The 18,744-nt window shown below is 64.6% G+C and carries 19 protein-coding genes; 6 read left to right on the plus strand and 13 right to left on the minus strand.

Going from position 1 to position 18,744, the window contains the following annotated elements; translation table 11 throughout:
• Positions 1–35 precede the first annotated feature (35 nt).
• Positions 36–1,361: an MATE family efflux transporter gene (locus XI02_RS42330; RefSeq protein ID WP_016844850.1), complete on the plus strand. Its 1,326-nt coding sequence runs from the start codon at positions 36–38 to the stop codon at positions 1,359–1,361.
• A 271-nt stretch (positions 1,362–1,632) separates the two neighbouring features.
• On the opposite strand, the gene XI02_RS42335 is transcribed toward XI02_RS42330, so the two are convergent.
• The gene (locus tag XI02_RS42335; RefSeq protein WP_016844851.1) at positions 1,633–2,730 is read right to left on the minus strand and encodes a quinone-dependent dihydroorotate dehydrogenase; all 1,098 of its coding nucleotides are present in this window, start codon (positions 2,728–2,730) and stop codon (positions 1,633–1,635) included.
• Positions 2,727–3,071 (minus strand): DUF952 domain-containing protein, encoded by a 345-nt coding sequence (locus XI02_RS42340; protein WP_026191943.1) that lies wholly within the window; start codon positions 3,069–3,071, stop codon positions 2,727–2,729. Before XI02_RS42340 ends, XI02_RS42335 begins: the two co-directional genes overlap by 4 nt.
• Before the next feature lie 200 nt (positions 3,072–3,271).
• On the opposite strand from XI02_RS42340, the gene XI02_RS42345 reads away from it, so the two are divergent.
• Complete coding sequence (locus tag XI02_RS42345; protein WP_016844853.1) at positions 3,272–3,925, plus strand: helix-turn-helix transcriptional regulator; 654 nt, start codon at positions 3,272–3,274, stop codon at positions 3,923–3,925.
• A 176-nt stretch (positions 3,926–4,101) separates the two neighbouring features.
• Here XI02_RS42345 and XI02_RS42350 read toward each other — a convergent pair whose 3' ends face one another.
• A complete protein-coding gene (locus XI02_RS42350; protein WP_225642150.1) occupies positions 4,102–4,887 on the minus strand; it encodes a class II aldolase/adducin family protein in 786 nt (261 codons plus the stop codon).
• A 182-nt stretch (positions 4,888–5,069) separates the two neighbouring features.
• Between XI02_RS42350 and XI02_RS42355 the strand changes: the two genes are divergently transcribed.
• Positions 5,070–5,555: a cupin domain-containing protein gene (locus XI02_RS42355; protein WP_245163905.1), complete on the plus strand. Its 486-nt coding sequence runs from the start codon at positions 5,070–5,072 to the stop codon at positions 5,553–5,555.
• 44 nt (positions 5,556–5,599) lie between these two features.
• Here XI02_RS42355 and XI02_RS42360 read toward each other — a convergent pair whose 3' ends face one another.
• From XI02_RS42360 to XI02_RS42385, 6 genes are all read right to left on the minus strand, one after another.
• Entirely contained in the window at positions 5,600–6,541 is a 942-nt protein-coding gene (locus XI02_RS42360; protein ID WP_172646541.1) for a transposase, read from the minus strand.
• Between the two features lie 283 nt (positions 6,542–6,824).
• Positions 6,825–8,465, minus strand: a complete 1,641-nt coding sequence (locus tag XI02_RS42365; protein ID WP_172646540.1) for a lysine--tRNA ligase — start codon at positions 8,463–8,465, stop codon at positions 6,825–6,827.
• Between the two features lie 143 nt (positions 8,466–8,608).
• A complete protein-coding gene (locus tag XI02_RS42370) occupies positions 8,609–9,607 on the minus strand; it encodes a transporter substrate-binding domain-containing protein (RefSeq protein WP_172646539.1) in 999 nt (332 codons plus the stop codon).
• Between the two features lie 91 nt (positions 9,608–9,698).
• The gene (locus XI02_RS42375) at positions 9,699–10,289 is read right to left on the minus strand and encodes an SCO family protein (RefSeq protein WP_069280322.1); all 591 of its coding nucleotides are present in this window, start codon (positions 10,287–10,289) and stop codon (positions 9,699–9,701) included.
• Positions 10,290–10,307: 18 nt separating this feature from the next.
• On the minus strand, positions 10,308–10,496 hold the full coding sequence (locus tag XI02_RS42380; protein ID WP_069280323.1) for a hypothetical protein: 189 nt from the start codon (positions 10,494–10,496) through the stop codon (positions 10,308–10,310).
• Between the two features lie 154 nt (positions 10,497–10,650).
• Positions 10,651–11,118 carry a hypothetical protein gene (locus XI02_RS42385; RefSeq protein ID WP_028334585.1) on the minus strand — a complete coding sequence of 156 codons (468 nt, stop codon included), beginning with the start codon at positions 11,116–11,118 and terminating at the stop codon, positions 10,651–10,653.
• A 279-nt stretch (positions 11,119–11,397) separates the two neighbouring features.
• Between XI02_RS42385 and XI02_RS42390 the strand changes: the two genes are divergently transcribed.
• Positions 11,398–13,056 carry an FAD-binding dehydrogenase gene (locus XI02_RS42390; RefSeq protein ID WP_172646538.1) on the plus strand — a complete coding sequence of 553 codons (1,659 nt, stop codon included), beginning with the start codon at positions 11,398–11,400 and terminating at the stop codon, positions 13,054–13,056.
• 91 nt (positions 13,057–13,147) lie between these two features.
• Here XI02_RS42390 and XI02_RS42395 read toward each other — a convergent pair whose 3' ends face one another.
• Entirely contained in the window at positions 13,148–13,507 is a 360-nt protein-coding gene (locus tag XI02_RS42395; RefSeq protein WP_172646537.1) for a hypothetical protein, read from the minus strand.
• A gap of 220 nt (positions 13,508–13,727) precedes the next feature.
• On the minus strand, positions 13,728–14,096 hold the full coding sequence (locus XI02_RS42400; protein WP_172646536.1) for a helix-turn-helix domain-containing protein: 369 nt from the start codon (positions 14,094–14,096) through the stop codon (positions 13,728–13,730).
• Between the two features lie 105 nt (positions 14,097–14,201).
• Here XI02_RS42400 and XI02_RS42405 point away from each other — a divergent pair, with 105 nt between their 5' ends.
• Positions 14,202–15,653 (plus strand): CDGSH iron-sulfur domain-containing protein, encoded by a 1,452-nt coding sequence (locus tag XI02_RS42405; protein WP_172646535.1) that lies wholly within the window; start codon positions 14,202–14,204, stop codon positions 15,651–15,653.
• Between the two features lie 220 nt (positions 15,654–15,873).
• Positions 15,874–16,224: a RidA family protein gene (locus XI02_RS42410; protein ID WP_172646534.1), complete on the plus strand. Its 351-nt coding sequence runs from the start codon at positions 15,874–15,876 to the stop codon at positions 16,222–16,224.
• A gap of 91 nt (positions 16,225–16,315) precedes the next feature.
• Here the strand turns inward: XI02_RS42410 and XI02_RS42415 are convergent, their stop codons facing one another.
• Both XI02_RS42415 and XI02_RS42420 read right to left on the minus strand, forming a co-directional pair.
• Positions 16,316–17,311, minus strand: coding sequence for an alpha/beta fold hydrolase (locus XI02_RS42415; protein ID WP_172649014.1), 996 nt, complete (start codon positions 17,309–17,311; stop codon positions 16,316–16,318).
• A 342-nt stretch (positions 17,312–17,653) separates the two neighbouring features.
• A complete protein-coding gene (locus XI02_RS42420; RefSeq protein WP_016843705.1) occupies positions 17,654–18,718 on the minus strand; it encodes an aromatic ring-hydroxylating dioxygenase subunit alpha in 1,065 nt (354 codons plus the stop codon).
• Positions 18,719–18,744: the final 26 nt, after the last annotated feature.

An 18,744-nucleotide genomic window follows, 5' to 3' on the forward strand; every position in this document is an offset into this window, starting at 1 on the left:
CGCGATAGAAACGTATATTCCTTGCAATTGTAGCCATGCACGCACCCATCCACCCGAAGATCACGACGCGTCAGGTGTTCGCCATCGCCGGCCCCGCGATGGTCGCCAACCTGACCACGCCGCTGATCGGCATCGTCTCGACCACTGCGATCGGCCGGCTCGACGACGCCGCGCTGCTCGGCGGGGTGGCGATGGCCTCGGTGATCTTCGACTGCCTGTTCTGGCTGTTCGCCTTCCTGCGCATGAGCACCCTGGCCTTCACCGCGCAGGCGCAGGGCGCCGGCGAGATCAAGGAATATGCCGCGATCCTGGTGCGCGGCTTCATCGTCGCCGGCCTGATCGGCGCGGCGCTGATCGCGCTGCAGGTGCCGCTCGCCGCGGTCACCTTCCAGCTGATGGGCGGCAGCGAGGGCGTCACGCGCGCCGCCAAGAGCTATTTCATGATCCGGATCTGGTCGGCGCCGCTGGCGCTCGCCAATTACGTCATCCTGGGCTGGCTGGTCGGCCAGGCCCGCGCCAATCTGGCGCTGGCGCTGCAGATCGTGATCAACCTGATCAACATGGCCGCGACCGTGCTGCTGGTGCAGGTCTACGGCGCCGGCATTGCCGGTGCCGCGATCGCCGCCGTGCTCGCCGAGACCGCCGGTTTCGCCGTCGGCATCGTGGTGGCGTGGCGGATCTCGCAGGGCGGCTTTGCCGTTCCCGCGGCCACGCTGTTCGACCGCGCCAAGCTGATGCGCATGCTGGCGGTCAATCGCGACATCATGGTCCGCACCGCGGCGCTGATCGTCGTGTTCCTGTTTTTCACCGCCAAGGGCGCGCGCGAAGGCGACGTGACGCTGGCGGCGAATTCGGTGCTGAACAATTTCCTGCTGGTCAGCGCCTTCTTCCTCGACGGTCTCGCCAACGCCGCCCAGCAGCTGTGCGGCCGCGCCTTCGGCGCGCGCGACGCCCGCGGCTTTTCCGATTCGACCCGGCTGGTGCTACTGTGGGGCATCGGCTTTGCGCTGGTCGTATCGGTGCTGTTCGCGCTGTTCGGACCGGCGCTGATCAATCTGATGACGACCAGCGACGACGTGCGCCGCTATGCGCGCGCGTTCCTGCCCTTCGTGATCCTGGCACCTCTGCCCGGCGTGTTCGCGTTCGGCTTCGACGGCATCTATGTCGGCGCCACCTGGGCACGCGAGATGCGCAATCTGATGCTGGCCTCGCTCGCGATCTTCCTCGCCACCTGGTGGGCGCTCAGCTCGTTCGGTAACACCGGACTGTGGATCGCGCTGCTCGGCTTCTACGTCGCACGCGGCGGCCTGCAAGGCCTGCGCTATCCGGCGCTGCTCAGGAAGACATTCAAGACGGCGTAAGTCCGTAGCCCGGATGCAGCGAAGCGAAATCCGGGGGTCTGTATCCGCAGCGAGACTGTCCCGGATTGCGCTTCGCTTCATCCGGGCTACGAAGTTCTCTTCCCCTTCCCCCTGAAAGGGGGAAGGTCGGGATGGGGGGTCAGCCGCAGGCGACGCAGCTCATGGAGAGAGCTGATCCCCACCCGCTTTGCTCTGGCGAGCAAAGCGACCTCCCCTTTTCAAGGGGAGGTTAGAGCGCAGCCGGATTTCGCTTCATCCGGGCTACACGCACCTACCTCACCGGCCAGTCCTCGGCGGTAATCGTCGCCGCATCGGCGCCGACGATTTCCGACAGCGAGTCGCGGCCGGTGCGCAGCAGGGTCGAGGACAGATCGCGCTTGATGTCGTCGACGAGGCCAAGGCCCTTGTAGACCAGCGAGGAATAGAGCTGGATCAGGCTGGCCCCGGCGCGGATCTTGGTCAGCGCGGCGCCGCCGCTATCGATGCCGCCGACGCCGATCAGCGGAAACGCGCCTTCGACGCGGACATAGGTCTCGGCCACCATCCGCGTCGACAGCCGGAACAGCGGACGGCCCGACAGGCCGCCCTGCTCCTTGGCGCGATTCTCCTCGCGCAAGGTCGAGGGCCGCGCCAGCGTGGTGTTGGCGACGATCATGCCGTCGACGCGCCGCGAGCGGGCGATGTGCACGACGTCGTCGAGCTCGGCAAGGCTGAGGTCCGGCGCGATCTTGAGCAGCACCGGCGAATCGCCGGCGTTCTTGCGCACGCGCTCGCGGGTGTCGATGACCCGCGCCAGCAAATCGTCGAGCGCGGCCGATTGCTGCAAATTGCGCAAGCCGGGCGTGTTCGGCGAAGAGACGTTGACGGTGAAATAGCTCGCGACCGGCGCAAAGGTCTCGATCAGCTTCACATAGTCGGCGGCGCGGTCGGGCGAATCCTTGTTGGCCCCGACATTGACCCCGACAATGCCGCCGGCGCTGGCACGCGCGGCGAGCCGCCGCAGCACGGCCTCCGCGCCGTCATTGTTGAAGCCCATGCGGTTGATGACGGCCTCGTCGCGCTCGAGGCGAAACAGCCGCGGCCGCGGGTTGCCGCCTTGCGGCTTCGGCGTGACCGAGCCGATCTCGACAAAGCCGAAGCCGAGCCGGAGCAGCGCGTCGGGCACCTCGGCGCTCTTGTCGAACCCCGCCGCCATGCCGATCGGGTTTGGAAAGTTGAGTCCGAAGGCGCGCACCGCGAGCTTGGGGTCATCCGGCCGCTGCCGGATCGGCGGCAGCAGCTTCAGGCCCTGGATCGCCATGCGATGGGCATCCTCGGGATCGAACCAGCGCAGCAGCGGCAGCGAGAAGGCGTCGAAGGCACGGATCACGGCTTGAGCTCCGGAACGTCGTGGCCACCGTCGGAGCGCGCGCGCAGGTCGAGGATCTCGGTGACCGCGCCGAGGTCGAGTTCGCCATAGAGATGCGGGAACAGTTCGTCATTGCGCGACCGCTCCCAGCGCAGGGCATCGCCCAGCGCATCGGCATCGACCGCGACCAGGAACAGGCCGGTCTGCCCGTGGTAGTGCTTGCGCGCGGTCTCGGCCACCTGGGAGGCGGTGGAAAAATGGATGAAGCCGTCGCGTTGGTCGTCGGCACTGCCCCGGTACACGCCCTGCCGCTCGGCCTCGCGCCAGGCCGAAGCGGGGGTGATTTTGTAGATCATCGGCACGGGCCGGCCTTCCCTTTTGTCCTTGAGTCTCTTGGGGTTTTATCCGGATTTGAGGGGAAATGCCCCAGACGCCATCTGGCGAGCGAGGGACCGTATCGGCGGCGGCGGCGCAACTCAAGCGGTGCCGGGACACATCGGCCGACAGATTTGCGAAAACGCCAAGTTTCAGGCAATAATTCCTACCATCCGGGATACCCTCGATGGCCAAACAGCCCAAAGCCACCCGACCGCTGACCCACGCGCAGGTCTGGGCCGCGCTCGACCGGCTCGCCGAACGTGCCGGGCTGTCGCCGTCCGGCCTTGCCAAGCAGTCCGGACTCGACCCCACCACCTTCAACAAGTCGAAGCGCGTGACGGGCGACGGGCGCGAGCGCTGGCCCTCGACCGAATCGCTCTCCAAGGCGCTGGCGGCGAGCAATGCCAGCATGGAGACCTTCGTGCAGTTGCTCGGCGATGGCGCACGCGGCGGACAGTCGGTGCCGCTGATCGGCTTCGCGCAGGCCGGTGCCGGCGGCTATTTCGACGACAGCGGCTTTCCCGCCGGCAAGGGCTGGGACGAAGTCGCGCTGCCGGCGACATCAGACGAACACGCCTATGCGCTGGAGATCGAGGGCGACTCGATGAAGCCGGCCTATCGCGAAGGTGACATCATCGTGGTGTCACCGGCGACCGCGATCCGCCGCGGCGACCGCGTGGTGGTGCGCACGACCGGCGGCGAGGTGATGGTGAAGGAATTGAGACGCCGTACCGCCAAGATGCTGGAACTCGCGTCGCTCAATCCGGAGCACCCCGACCGCATGCTCGATGCCGAAGAAGTCGCGTGGATCGCGCGCGTGGTGTGGGCGAGCCAGTAGCCGGGCACGTCGATCACCACATAACCAGTGTCGTCCCGGCGAAAGCCGGGACCCATAGCCACCGAAGATTATTGCTACACCACGCTGGGGCCGCAGCGCGCTTCCACAACTCGACCCTGTGGTAATGGGTCCCGGCTTTCGCCGGGACGACGGTGAAATTTGCGGCGCTGCCGGCCCTACGTCGCGTAGTCCGGCTCCTTGCGATCCAGCATCCGCTTCAGCGCATCAAAATGCCGCTGCGCCGGGGACGGGCCGTTGTAGAGATGGTCGTCGCGGAAATCGCGCTTGGTCTTCTCCACCACATGCTGCGGCAATTGCTTGAGCGGCTGCTGCGTCCACATTGCGTAGATCTGCACCTGCGCGGCGCGTTCGATGTAATAGAGCCGGTCATAAGCATCGGCGACCGTCTCGCCGACGGTCGAGATGCCATGATTGGCCATGAACAGGATGGTCTTGTTGCCGATCACCCTGGCGAGCCGTGCGCCTTCCTCGGGATCGAGCGCGGGGCCGGTATAGAGATCGTCATAGGCAATCGCTTCCGACAGACCGACCTCGGTCTGCCCGATCTCCTTGATGCGCGGATCCTCGAGCCGCGTCAGCGCGCTCGCATACGGCATGTGGGTGTGGAACACGGCCTTGGCCTGCGGCAGCGCCTTGTGGATCGGCGCATGGATGCAATAGCAGGAGCGCTCGACCTCGCCCTCGCCGCGCTTCACCTCGGCATCGTCAATGCCGACCTCCATGAAGGACGATGCTGTCACCTCCGACCAATGCATGCCGAACGGGATCTGGTAGTAGCGGTCGGTGCGGCCGGGCACCACCAAGGTGAGATGGTTGAAGATGCCTTCCGAAAAGCCGTGGATGTAGGCGAGCCGATGCGCCGCCGCGAGATCGACCCGCGCCTGCCATTCCTCGGCGCTCGAACTGTCCTGCAGCGATGTCGGCGAAACCCTGAACTGCATGCGCATGCTCCCATCTGTGCCGGCCTCTCGGCGGAGGCCGTGCTGATTTTATGAATGCGACTGTAGCGCAATCCGGCGCCAGGCTCCGGTGAAATTGCCGATGGCCTGCTATCCGAATTTTGCGGGCTTGGCGTCATTATGTGATGATGCATCGCAAAGCCAACGACAGCGGACCGACTGCAATGACCGACGACGCCAGGCCAAAACTGCCGGCTTTTGATCCGGAGACGGTAGCCGAGACCAACGCCACCAGCATCCCGCCGCGGCACCGTGCCACCAACCAGATGCGTTACAACCGCCGGCTCGGCGATCATGCCGGCTTGACGAACTTCGGTGTCATTTTGACGCGGATCGTTCCGGGCGGCCAATCGTCCTTTCGCCACGCCCATTCGCGCCAGGACGAGTTCGTCTATGTGCTGGATGGCGAAGTGGTGCTGGAGACCAACGGCGGCGCACAGGTCCTGACGGCAGGAATGTGTGCCGGCTTCCCCGCGGGCACCGGGGACGCGCACCGTTTCATCAACCGCACCGAGAGGGACGTCAAGCTGCTGGTGATCGGTGACCGCAGCGCCGGCGACGAGATCAGCTATCCCGACGTCGACATGCACGCCGTCCTCGGCACGGACGGCGTGTACAAGTTCACGACCAAGAAGGGCGAGCCGCTGTAGGCGCCGCAACTTCCGCTGTCGTCCCGGCCTTGAGCCGGCAACTGTTATGTTGGTTTGGTCTGCAGGTACGGCTTTCGGTCTCGCATCATGGCATTGAGGACCGTGAGCAGCTTCCTGGCGACGGCGATGAGGGCGAGCTTGGCTGGTTTTCCGGCCTGTCGCAGTCGTGCATAGAAGGCCTTGAACGGATCAGCTCTGCGAACTGCGTTGAGGGCCGCCATATAAAGGGCGTCACGAATGCGCTTTCGGCCGCCCGCAATCTTGCGCTTGCCGCGGAAGGTGCCGCTGTCGACGTTGAAGGGAGCAAGGCCAGCGAGCGCTGCGAGTTGTTTCGGTCCGACCCGCCCGAGTTCCGGCATCTGCGCGATGAGCTGCATGCAGGCCACGGGACCCACGCCGGGCAGCGAACGCATTAACTTCGCATCGTCCGCGATCTGCGCTTCGGCTTTAATCAATGCGCTGATGTCGGCCTCGATCTCGGCGATCTCGCTGTCGAGGACCTCGATGAGGCGGCCGATGCGTTCGGCCATGGCGCGATCGTCGGCCTCGCTGCGCCGGTTCTTCTCCTGGGCGCGCATGAGGACCAGCTGATCCCGCCGTTTTGCAAGCCTCGCCAAGGCGCCCCGTGCAGGATCGGCGACCTGCTCGGGGGCGGGCTGCATGGCCCGCGCAAAGGCCGCCAGCATCCGCGCATCGATCGGATCGGTCTTGGCGAGTAGGCCGCTGGCCCGTGCAAAGTCGCGGGCACGGGCCGGGTTGATCCGTGCGAACTGGATCCCGGCCTGACGCAGCGCCTCGCGAAGCGCGAGGTCATAGATACCCGTCGCCTCGAAGACCACCAGCGCATCGCATTGCCAACGCGCCACCTGCTGTGTGATGGCCTGTGTCGCGTTGGCAATGCGCCTCGGCACGCCGTCAGCCTCATCAAAGATATCGAGGTGTTTCTTGGAGATGTCGATTCCGACGTAACGAAGAGCTATGATCACGGTGCCTGTCCCTGTGATGCGAGGTCTGTTGGTGCAGCCTCGTGCAACTGTTCAGGTTGATAGATGGAACGGGCGGGAGACCGAGCCGGCTCACGGCGTCAAGCGCCAAGGACCCAACGGCTTCCCGCCCACCCTCATCCTGACACACTTCCAAGACACAGGGACCCATAACCACCAACGGTCGTATGTCGCGACGCTGGAGCCACAGCTCGCTTCAGCGACTAAGGCCTGTGATTATGGGTCCCTGCTTTCGCAGGGACGACAACAGTCAGAGTGCACCCATCTACGACGACCGCGCCAGCGCGCCGTCGATCATGTTGACCGCGTTCTGCACGCCGTAGACCGCGACGAAGGAGCCGAAGCGCGGGCCCTTCTCCTGGCCGAGCAGCACCTGGTAGAGCATGTTGAACCAGTCGAGCGAGACGCCGGGACGGCCGTCCTTGCCCTTCTTGACCATGTCGAGGAACGGCTCGCGGCGGCCGATCTCATAGACCACGTTCTGGATGTCTTCCGCGGTCGCGTTCGCCGGCATGTTGGCGAGTGCATCGCGCAGATCCTGCAGCGCGGCGCGCTCTCCGTCGGTCGGCTCGCGGAACTGCTTGGTCGGCGCCACGAAGTCGCGATAGTAGTTGATGGCGTAGCCGACCATCGCATCTAACTTCGGATGGGTCTGCGGCGTCACGCCCGGCCGGTAACGGCCGATGAAGCCCCACAGCGTCTCGGCATTCTCCGCGTTCGACGACGACACCAGCGTCAGCAAGAGCTGGAAGGTGACCGGCATGTCGGCCTGCGGCGGCTTGCCGGAATGGATGTGCCAGACCGGATTTTGCAGCTGCTGCCGCGCTTCCTGCCGCCTGAAGCCGTCGAGGAATTGCTGGTAGTCGTCGACATTGCGCGGGATGACGTCGAAATAGAGCCGCTTCGCCGCCTTGGGCTCGCGATACATGAACAGCGACAGCGACTCCGGCGAGGCATAGCGCAGCCACTCGTCGATGGTCAGGCCGTTGCCCTTCGACTTCGAGATCTTCTGGCCCTTCTCGTCTAGGAACAGTTCGTAGTTGAAGCCTTCCGGCGGCGTGCCGCCGAGCGCCGCGCAGATCTTGCCCGACAGCTTCACCGAGTCGATCAAATCCTTGCCGGCCATTTCATAGTCGACGCCGAGGGCGTACCAGCGCATCGCCCAGTCCGGCTTCCATTGCAGCTTGCAGCGGCCGCCGGTGACGGGAACCGTGGCGCTCTCCTTGGTCTCGGGATCTTCATACGAGATCGTGCCGGCCTTGGCGTCGTGCGCCGTCACCGGCACGTAGAGCACGAGGCCGGTGCGCGGGCAGATCGGCAGGAACGGCGAGTAGCTCGCCGCGCGCTCCTCGCGCAGCGACGGCAGCATGATCGCCATCACTTTCTCGATCCGCTCCAGCATGCGCAGCAGCGCGGCATCGAAGCGGCCGGAGGTGTAGTACTCGGTCGAGCTCGCGAACTCGTAATCGAAGCCGAACTGGTCGAGGAAGGCGCGCAACCGCGCGTTGTTGTGCTGGCCGAAGCTCGGATGGGTGCCGAACGGATCGGGCACCTTGGTCAGCGGCTTGCCGAGATGCTGCTCCAGCAGTTCCTTGTTCGGCACGTTGTCCGGCACCTTGCGCAGGCCATCCATGTCGTCGGAGAAGGCGAGCAGGCGCGTCTTGATCTTGTCCTCGGTGAGCACGCGGAAGGCGTGGCGCACCATCGTGGTGCGCGCGACCTCGCCGAAAGTGCCGATATGCGGCAGGCCCGACGGCCCATAGCCGGTCTCGAACAGCACCTCGTCCTTGGGATTTTTCTTCAGCCGCGCCACAATCGCTTTCGCCTGCTCGAACGGCCAGGCGTTGGATTGTTCGGCGAGCGCCCGCAGGTCGCTCGGGCTGGCGGCAAGATCAATCACGGACATTCCTCAGGCTCTCTCCAAAAAGGCCGCGAAAACTAACGCTTTCGCGGCAAAATGCAAAACGACGCTCCCTCGCCCCGCTCTCTTGTCCGCCGAAGCCCGCCTTCGGGCGAAGGCGGATGCGGGGAGAGGTGAAGACCACAGCGTCAGAACGGGCTGACCGAGAAATAGCGCAGCCACAGATCGGTGAAGCGGCCTTTTTCCCAGATCCGGAACAGCGCCCAGTTCAGCGACTGCCGGAGCAGATCGTTGCCCTTGCGGACGGCGATGCCGACGCCCTCGCCGAAATAGCGGCTCTCGACAAAGGGGCCGCCGGAGAAGGCGCAGCATTCGGCGGAATCGGTGCCGTTGATCCAGAACGCGAGCGAGATCGCATCGCCGAAGATGAAGTCGACCTCGCCGCGGCGCAGCGCCGCGCGCAGCGCGTCGTTATCCGGATAGGAATGGATCTCGGCGTCGGTGAACATCGCCTTGAGGTAGGCCTCGTGCGAGGTCCCGCCGATGACGCCGACCTTCTTGCCCTCGAGATATTCCGGGCGGATTTCCGGCATCACGTTGTCGCGGCGCGACACGAAGCGTGCCGGCGCGCGGTAATAGGGATCGGTGAAATCGACCTTGGCGCGCAGCTGCGGCGTCACGGCCATCGAGGCGATGATGGCATCGCCACGGTTGGTCGCCAAGGCATCGATCAGGGTCTCGAAGCGGCGCATCTGGATGGTGCAGGTGACCTTGATCTCGTCGCAGAGCGAACGCGCCAGGTCGACGTTGAACCCGGCCGGATTGCCGTCGGGACCGGTGAAATTGAACGGCGGATAGTCGGTCTCGGTCAGGAAGCGGATCACGGTGAGGCGCGACAGGTCCGGGCGGTCCGGCCGGCGCCGCGGGTCCCAGAAGCCCGGCACCGCCTGCGGCGCGGCCTCGGCGGCGGCCTTGGGTGGCAGGGCCGGGGCCGACGGGGCAGCAGGCGCCGAAGGTGTCGCGGGCGCCGCTTGTGCGGGGGCCGTCTTCGCCGCCGGTGGTTGCGCTGCAGGCGTCTGCCCGATCGCAGGACCCGCCAGGGCCAGCAAGGCAGCCGCGATCATGCCCGCGGCCAGGCGACGCTGGCGCGAACGGACGGCAAAGGGCTGGACAGAGGGATTTGGCATAACCGGCAATTTCAGGAAATTGAACGGCTTATAGCCCAATCGGCGCCTGAAGCGAGCGCCGATTGGGTTAATTCTGAACCGGAATTGGTGATCAGAGATACCGTTTGAGATCGGCCGCCGCCTCTTCCGGCGTCCGTCTCAGATTGAACGGCGCGACGAAATGACCGTCGCGGTCCATCAGATAGATCAGCGCGGTGTGGTCCATCGTGTAGTCGCCATCCTTCAGCGGCACTTTCTTGGCGTAGACACGATAGCTCGACAGCACCTTGGCGATCGCAGCAGGATCGCCGGTCAGGCCCTTGAGGTGCGGATCGAAGCTCGACAGGTAATCCTTCATCGCGGTGGCGGTGTCGCGTTCCGGATCGACCGAGACGAAATAGGCATTCACCCGATCGGCGTCCTTGCCCATCGCCTTCAGGACCTCCGAGATCTCGAACAGCGAGGTCGGACAGATGTCCGGGCAATGGGTGAAGCCGAAGAAAATCAGGGTCGGCTTGCCCTGGAGATTCTTGTCGGTAATGGTCTGGCCGGACTGGTCGGTGAGCTGGAACGGCCCGCCGATCGCGGCCGGCGCGGCAACGGTGCGCAAGCCGCCGATCGCCCACAGCATGAGGAACAGGCCGACCGCCAGACTGCCTGCAAAGGCAGCGAAGATCACCAATGGGCGCGTGGTCCGGGGCATGATGCGAGGACGTCCTTGTCAGAAGCAGGCAGAGATGCCGGCCGTGATCGTTTCGAAAAACACCGCGGTCCCGTAGTGGAACCAGAGCGCGGCGGCGGCAAGCAGGGCCAATCCGCCGATACCGGCCGCACCCCACAGGATCGCAGACGCTACCCGGCCCTGCGGAGCCGTTACGAGCTCGGATCGGGTGGAGATCGGCTGAACCATGGGGCTGAGATAAGCCCGGTTCCGGCAGGCAGCAAGCGCAATGGCGGTCGCAGGCCGTCAAATGATGGCGAGCGATTCCGGGGCCTGCTGGTCCATACCCCGACGTATGCCAGGCCAATGGCCGACGAGGGTCAAACAGAGAAGCGGCCGGAGCTTAGTGCGCGGGCTTCGGCGCCGAGGCCTGGGCGTTGAGGTAGCACGGCTTGTACAGCGCCTGCAGTTGCTTGCCGCGCAGGAAGATCATGCGCCGGGTCAGACCACCACGCTCCGAAATCCATCTGCGTACCGCCGGCGGATACATCAGGTACAGCATATGGGTGGCTTCGGGATTGGGGACCGGGCGGCCGTTGTCGCCGTAGTCCCAGGCTGCATGGAAGCCGAGACTGGCGTGCGAGGTCACACAAATCCGGTCGTGAGGAACCTTGCCGAGCACGATGGTGCAGGCCGAGGCGCACAGCCCGTCGATGATGACCGTTTCGCCCGATGTCCGCAGGTCCTGATACCTGTCGACATAGACGCCGATCTTGCCGCCGCGATCGTCGGCGATCCTGACTACAGCTTGAGACACCCCCATTCCCGCCAGCAGGAGAACCGCAGCGAGCAACCCCGTCATCAACTTCATTTTGGCCAGCCCCAGTCGAAACCGAATCTGTTTGGTCTGTGATGCAAGACAATCGTGAGCGTGTTGCGCGCGCGTATTTTTGTCCAGACGAGCGAAGCCGGTCAAAACAAATTCAAATTGGGTGTTGCGCGCACGCTGCAGTAGGACTGGGGAAAGGTCCCAAACTGGAACAGCGTGGCGCACGTGCTTGGTGCTCCGCCGCCACAGGCAAGGTCCATTTGGCGTTGACCGCACGCAATGAGGCGGTCTTGAATCCCGGTGGGACCGGGGGACTCAAACATGGCTGAGGATGCAGATGTGATCGTGGTTGGCGCGGGGCTTGCCGGTCTCGTCGCCGCAACCGAGATTGCCGACGCAGGCAAGCGCGTCATCGTGCTCGATCAGGAAGGGGAACAGAGCATCGGCGGCCAGGCCTTCTGGTCGTTTGGCGGCCTGTTCCTGGTCGATTCGCCGGAGCAGCGCCGGCTCGGCATCAAGGATTCCGCAGACCTCGCTCTGCAGGACTGGATGGGCGCCGCCGGTTTCGATCGCGAAGAGGATTACTGGCCGCGCAAATGGGCTGAAGCCTATGTCGCATTCGCGGCCGGAGAGAAACGCGACTGGCTGCGCGCCATGGGCCATCGCATCTTCCCGGTGGTCGGCTGGGCCGAGCGCGGCGGATACGACGCGATGGGCCATGGCAATTCGGTGCCGCGCTTCCACGTCACCTGGGGCACCGGACCCGGCATCGTCGAGCCGTTCGAGCGCCGTGCGCACGAGGCCGCGAAGAACGGACGGCTGGTGTTCAAGTTCCGCCACCGCGTCGATGCGCTCAGCGTCACCAACGGTGTGGTCGACGGCGTCAGCGGCGTGATCCTGGAACCGAGCTCGGTCGAGCGCGGCAAGAGTTCCTCGCGCAACGTCGTCGGCGATTTTTCCTTCCGCGCGCAGGCCGTGATCGTCGCGTCCGGCGGCATCGGCGGCAATCATGACCTGGTGCGGCAGAACTGGCCGAAGCGGCTCGGCGAGCCGCCCAAATTCATGATCTCCGGCGTGCCCGAGCATGTCGACGGCCGCATGATCGGGATCACCGAGGCGGCGGGCGGGCGGCTGATCAACCGCGATCGCATGTGGCACTATGTCGAGGGCATCCGGAACTGGAACCCGATCTGGCCGCGTCACGGCATCCGGATCCTGCCGGGACCGTCGTCGCTGTGGTTCGACGCGTCAGGCAAGCGGCTGCCGGCGCCGCTGTTCCCGGGCTCCGACACGCTCGGGCAACTGCACTACATCATGGGCACCGGCTACGATTATTCGTGGTTCATCCTGACCCAGAGCATCATCAAGAAGGAGTTCGCGCTGTCCGGCTCCGAGCAGAACCCCGACCTCACCGGCAAGAGCTGGCGCATGACGATCAAGCGCGCCACCAACAAGGGCGCGCCGGCGCCGGTGGAGGCGTTCAAGCAGCACGGCGCCGACTTCATCGTGCGTGACAATCTCGCCGATCTCATCAGTGCCATGAACAAGCTCGCCGGCAACGACCTGTTGCAGCTCGACGCCATCAAGGCGCAGATCGAGGCGCGCGACCGCGAGATCACCAACCCCTACGTCAAGGATGCGCAGGTGATGAACCTGCACAATGCGCGGCGCTATATCGGCGACAGGCTGATCCGCACCGCGAAGCCACACCGCATCCTCGATCCCGAGCACGGCCCGCTGATCGCGGTGAAGCTCAACATTCTCACCCGCAAGACGCTCGGCGGGTTCGAGACCGACCTCGATTCGCGGGTGTTCGGCAACGACCACCAGATCATTCGCGGGCTCTACGCGGCCGGCGAAGCCGCCGGCTTCGGCGGCGGCGGCGTGCATGGCTATCGCTCGCTGGAAGGCACGTTCCTCGGCGGCTGCCTGTTCTCGGGCCGCAACGCGGGACGTGCGGCAGCGAAGGCGGTGAACTGAGGCGTGCTACTCCAAGATGCAGTCGTTGGCCCGCCGGCTTGAACCGGCGGGCTTTTCTTGTTGAGCGGAAGTTCCCCGAGCCATGTTGCGATCAGGCCGTCTTGGTGAAGAGCGTCAGGATGCCGTTGGTGAGATTGACCGCGACAACTTGTGCCGAGCTGAGGCCCTTCGCCTTCAGCGCGGATACGGCTTCTTCAGAGGCGTCGATGGAACCGCGAAGGTTCTGCAGGTCCTCTTCGCTTGCCTTTGCGACGACAGCCTCGACCTTCGACCGGGCGTCGGGCTTGAGTTCCTTGATGTCCACGACCTGGATGCTCCGGATGGCGGTGGGCTGATCAGATTGAGCCTGCGGCATCGCCTTCGGTTGCGTTCCCTGCACCTGCGCCCAAGCAGGTGTTCCGAGCGAGAGCGCCGCAACGATGACGGACGCCGTAGAGATGCGGATGCGCATGACTATTCCTTGTGTTGATTACCCCCAACGTCCCGCGACAACGGGCTTTCCTTGCCTAAGGTTCCGCCGGAAATCCGCTCTCTGGACCAGTGCTTATGCGACCATCGCCGGGGGCGGCGCCAAAATATCGAAAACAACCCCATGCAAAGGAGCCGGCGGTGGCCGGCGTTCGACCAAGCAACTTGACACGTCGGGCAACTCAGACGTATTTTTCTAATATTCAGAAATTGCGCATCTTGCTCTGGTCCGCCTCCGCGCCGAGGAAGCGGACGCCGAAGGTGTCGGCGTTGGCCTCGCCCCAGTCATAGAGTGCCTGCAGCATCGGCTTCAGCATCTCGCCGCGTTTGGTCAGGCAGTAGCGCGCGGAGCCGCCGCCGCGCTCCTGCCTGACGAAGCCTGAATTGCAGAGATCGCGCAGGCGCTCGGTCAACACCTTGTCGCTGAGCTGGGGGATGTCGTGGCGTAATTCGCCGTAGCGCATCGGCCGGACCTTGAGCCGGCTCAGGATCACCGTCTTCCATTTGCCGCTGAGCTGATCGATCGAGAACTCGACCGGGCAACCATATTTGCGCTTGGTCTTGCGGATCATCGCAACTCTCCCGCGGCACTTTCCATCTGGTTCGTTGAGAGCCGCCATTGATCCATCTAAGCACGCTTGGCACGGGTTGGGCGAGTTCAGGGATCATTGCAAGGCATGACAGACGACAATTCCGCCCAGGGTCCAAGCGGCAAGCAACAGCCGCGCAAGCGCATCGTCGTCAGACGCAACGGACCTTACGAACCGGAGCCCGACATTCCGATCGTCGATCATCTCGGCGTACCGATCGCAGCCGCGGCGCCAGTGCGGCTCTGCCGCTGCGGACAATCGCTGACCAAGCCGTTCTGCGACGGCAGCCACATCGCGCGCGGTTTCACCGACGCCAGGGATCCGCGGCGCGTGCCCGACAAGCTCGACGTCTATGCCGGGCAGCAGGCGTTCGTGTTCGACAATCGCGGCACCTGCGCGCATTCCGGCTTCTGCACCGACCGGCTCGCCTCCGTGTTTCGTCTCGACGAAGAGCCGTTCATTGCGCCGAGCGGCGCGCGCTTGGACGATCTCATCAACGCGGTGCGCAGGTGCCCCTCAGGGGCACTCGGCATCGGCATGGATCCCGAGCGGGACGCCAGCCTGTCGGATGTCAACCGGCCGCCGCAGATCGAGGTGTCGAAGGACGGGCCCTATCGCGTCACCGGCCATGTCGAGCTGGTCGATGAGGACGGCGCATCGATCGTGCAGAACGCGGGCGCGTCGCAGGAGCATGTCAGCCTGTGCCGCTGCGGCGCGTCGCTGAACAAGCCGTTTTGCAGCGGCATGCACTGGAGCGTTGCGTTTCGCGATCCCATTCCCGATCCGATGCGCGAGCCGACATTGTTCGAATGGGCCGGCGGCTATCCCGCGCTGCTCGACATGACGCGCATCTTCTACAGCCGTTACGTGCCTGAGGATCCGCTGCTCGGGCCGCTCTTCGCCGAGATGTCGCCGGACCATCCCGAACGGGTGGCGGCGTGGCTGAGCGAAGTGTTCGGCGGCCCGCGCTTCTACACCGAGCGCTATGGCGGCTATCGGCGGATGGTGTCGCAGCACATCGGCAAGGAGATCCGGCCGGAGCAGCGCGCATTGTGGGCCACCTACATGGTGCAGAGCGCCGACGATGCCGGCTTGCCGAGCGATCCGGAATTCCGCGCCGCCTTCGTCGCCTATATCGAGTGGGGCTCGCGGATCGCGGTCGAGAACTCCGGCGCCGGCGCAACACCGCCGCCGAACATGCCGGTGCCGCGATGGTGGTGGGTCTGCAACGCAACGCCGGCCGCACGGCCGTCCGCAATCGCAGGCGATGCGCAGGCCACGAACGATGACATCGAGGCACCGCCCGGTTCAGACGAGACCGTGCAATTCGAGCAGCACATCCGGCCGCTGTTCCGGCCGATGGATCGCAGTTCGATGCTGTTCGCCTTCGATCTCTGGAAGGAGGAGGATGTCGCCAGGCACTGCCGGCAGATTCTGGCACGGCTCGAGGCCGGGACCATGCCCTGCGACGGCGCCTGGCCGGCCGAGCGAGTGGCGCTGTTCGCCCGCTGGGCGAACGGGCAGACTCCGCCGACCTGATTGCGCCGAGCCGATCTCGGAGCAATTTCGGGCGATTTCGGTGAACGGCGCTGCAAATTGTGCAGTGGCGGCGCTCGCTCTGGCAGGTTAGAGGTTTGGTTCTGATCAAATCAGAACCAAACCTGTCTATCTCTTGTTTTGACGCGTTTTCTTCACGCGAAGCGGTAGCCACTTCGCTTGAAAACGCTATAGACATGCCCGCCATTCAGTGGAGACCCAAATGAGCATTCAGCGTTTCGAAACCGGCCCGCGCATGAGCCAGGCCGTCGTGCACGGCAACACCGTCTATCTCGCCGGCGTCGTCGCCGGCAAGGCCGCGGGCGGCAGCGTCACCGACCAGACCAAGGACATCCTGGCGATCATCGACGGCCACCTCGCCAAGGCCGGCACCGACAAGTCGAAGCTGCTCAGCGCGACGATCTACATCACCGACATGAAGACCTTCGCGGAGATGAACGCGGTGTGGGACGGCTGGGTCTCGGAGGGTAACACCCCGGCCCGCGCCACCGTCGAGGCCAAGCTGGCGGCGCCGCAGTACAATGTCGAGATCATGGTTGTCGCGGCCAAGTAAGCACGACGAGCAAGCGCGCCGCACGCTGTCGCGATAGATGTCGGATGCCCCGGATTGCAAAATCGCAGTTCGGGGCATTTCACATCACACCTCACACGCTGATACGCGATCGCTCACTCGCGGTCTCGCCGAGATCAGACTGAAGCCAGCGTGCAATCCGACGCCACGAACCGGCCAGAGCCCTGCGGCCCATGAACAGGCCGAGGTGACTACACGGCTCGGTCTCTCGTTGCAGCCACGCCGGCCGCGTGCCCAACAGCCGCATCGTCGCAAACGCCTGGTCGGGCGGAACGACGATGTCGTTCTCCGCTGCGAGCAGGAAGACCGGCAGCTTCACCGCAGCAAGATCGATTTTGCGGCCAAGCGCGACGAAGTGTCCGGCCGCAATCCGGTTCTGGCGAAAGATCCAGTCGGTTACTTCAAGGTAGTAGGTACCCGGCAGATCGAGGGGATCGCTGTCCCAGTGCGTGAAACGGTCGAGCAGCGCCCGTGCATCCTCCGACGTACCGTCGAGCCGTCGCTGCAGCGCCGCTTCCACGTCAAGCAGACTGAACGGGATACTCCAGACCTTCAGCATCTGCTTGCCACTGACAATCCCATCCCCCTGACGCACCAGCGCCTCGAAGCCTTGCTGCGGCAGCGAGGCAACCATCCTGGAAAGCTCTGACGGCACCGAAACGTCGACCGGGCTGCCGGCAAGCACAAGCCGCCGCACCTTGCCGGGAAAGCGCGCCGCATAGAGCAAGGACAGCCAGCCGCCCTGACAGAGACCTGCAAGGTCGACCGGCGGCCCGATCGTGTCGACGGCCACGTTTAGATCGGACAGAAAGGTGTCGATCGAGAAATATCGCATCTCCGATGCCGCCGACCGCCAATCCGTGAGATAGAGACGCGCAACGCCAGCCTTCTGCAACGCCTCCATCAAGCTGTAGCCGGGGGCGAGATCCGCAATCTGCGCGCGATGCAGCGCATAGGGCGCGCAGACCAGCAACGGCCGGCCTTCGGCCGCTCTTGAGAAATCCAGCAAGCACATCGACGGCAGCTGAAGCGCGACCGAATGGGCTGTCGTCCAGGGCAGCGACGCCACTTCACCAGGCGAATCTGTGGACTCGGGCGCACGATTGGGGTACCATTGCGAGTAGACGTCCAGCGCCAATCGCGCGGCTTCAAACGGCCATAGCCAAGCGTCCTGCGCCCAACTAGCGCTCGCACTTCGATCCGATGGATCCGTCTTTTCGGGCAAGCTCATTCACCATTCGATCGCCAGCGAGATAGTCAGGCCGGCGCGGGTCGCCACCTTGACCCTGATCAAGAATCGACGAATTCAGGTTGACCACCTTACGCCAACCTTATTGGAACGGCAGCCACGCCGGGACGTCACGATATCGCGATCCCGGCGCCAAGTGGTGACAGCCATCGTTTCAGCGGACTAGGCGGCGCGCGCCGTGCTCTTCTCCGCCTCGAGCTTGCGCGCGAACAGCCAGCGGAAATAGGTCAGCGGGGCATCGGCGCCGATCGCGAGCAGCTGATAGTCCGGATCGGCGTCGAACACGCGCTGCTGCGCCTCGATGATGTCCTTGTCCTCGTTGAACCCTTCCTCGAGGCTGTGCCGCAGCGAAAGTGCGATGTTCGGGTTGTCGATGTCGAAATCGTGCAGGTAGTTCCAGAAGAAGTGCGTGGTCGAGCGCGTCTCCGGCGTCATGAACTGCGCGTTGCGATACGATCGCGTGCCCGGAACCTGGACGCCCTTCTCGACACCCTGCCCCGCCGGCGCAAACGTGGTGTCGAGCGTGAAGATGCCGGGCACGATCATGCGGCCGATATTGCGGCGATCGATCTTGTCGGTTTTGTTCGGGATCACCTTCTTGTGGTAGGGCGGCGGCTCGGCGGCCATGTGCCAGCGCTCGACGCGGAAGCCGTCGTCCAGCTTCTCGATCGCGACCGGCTTGGTCTTGTAGGCGTACTCCTCCGAACCGCCGAGCGTGTTGGTGTGCACGAAGGCGAGATGGGCGAAGTCGCTGAGATTGTCGACGATCAGGAGCCAGTTGGCCTTGTAGTGCATGTAACCCGGCAAGCCGCGCCATCTGGGATCCTCGAGCGGCGGATAGTCGAGGATCAGTTTCGGATCGGCCTTCTCCGGGTCGCCGGTCCAGATGAAGATCAAATTGTAGCGCTCGACCACGGGATAGCTGCGCACGCCGAGCTTGGCGGGGATCGTGTCCTGACCGGGAATCTGGATGCATTTGCCGTCGGCCGCGAACTTCATGCCGTGGTACATGCACCTGATGTCGTCGCCCTCGATGCGCCCCATCGAAAGCGGTGCGGCGCGATGGCAGCAGCGGTCGTCCAGCGCGACGACTTTCCCGCTCGAGCCGCGATAGAGCACGATCGGCCGCTCCAGGATGGTGCGTGCGACCATCTTGCCGTCGATCAATTCGTGATTCCACGCCGCCACGTACCAGGTGTTGCGCAGGAAAATTCCGTCGTCAGCCATCTCACCCTCCCGATGCAATTTGGTTG

It is taken from the genome of Bradyrhizobium sp. CCBAU 21365 (assembly GCF_015291305.1).
GTDB lineage: Bacteria > Pseudomonadota > Alphaproteobacteria > Rhizobiales > Xanthobacteraceae > Bradyrhizobium > Bradyrhizobium elkanii.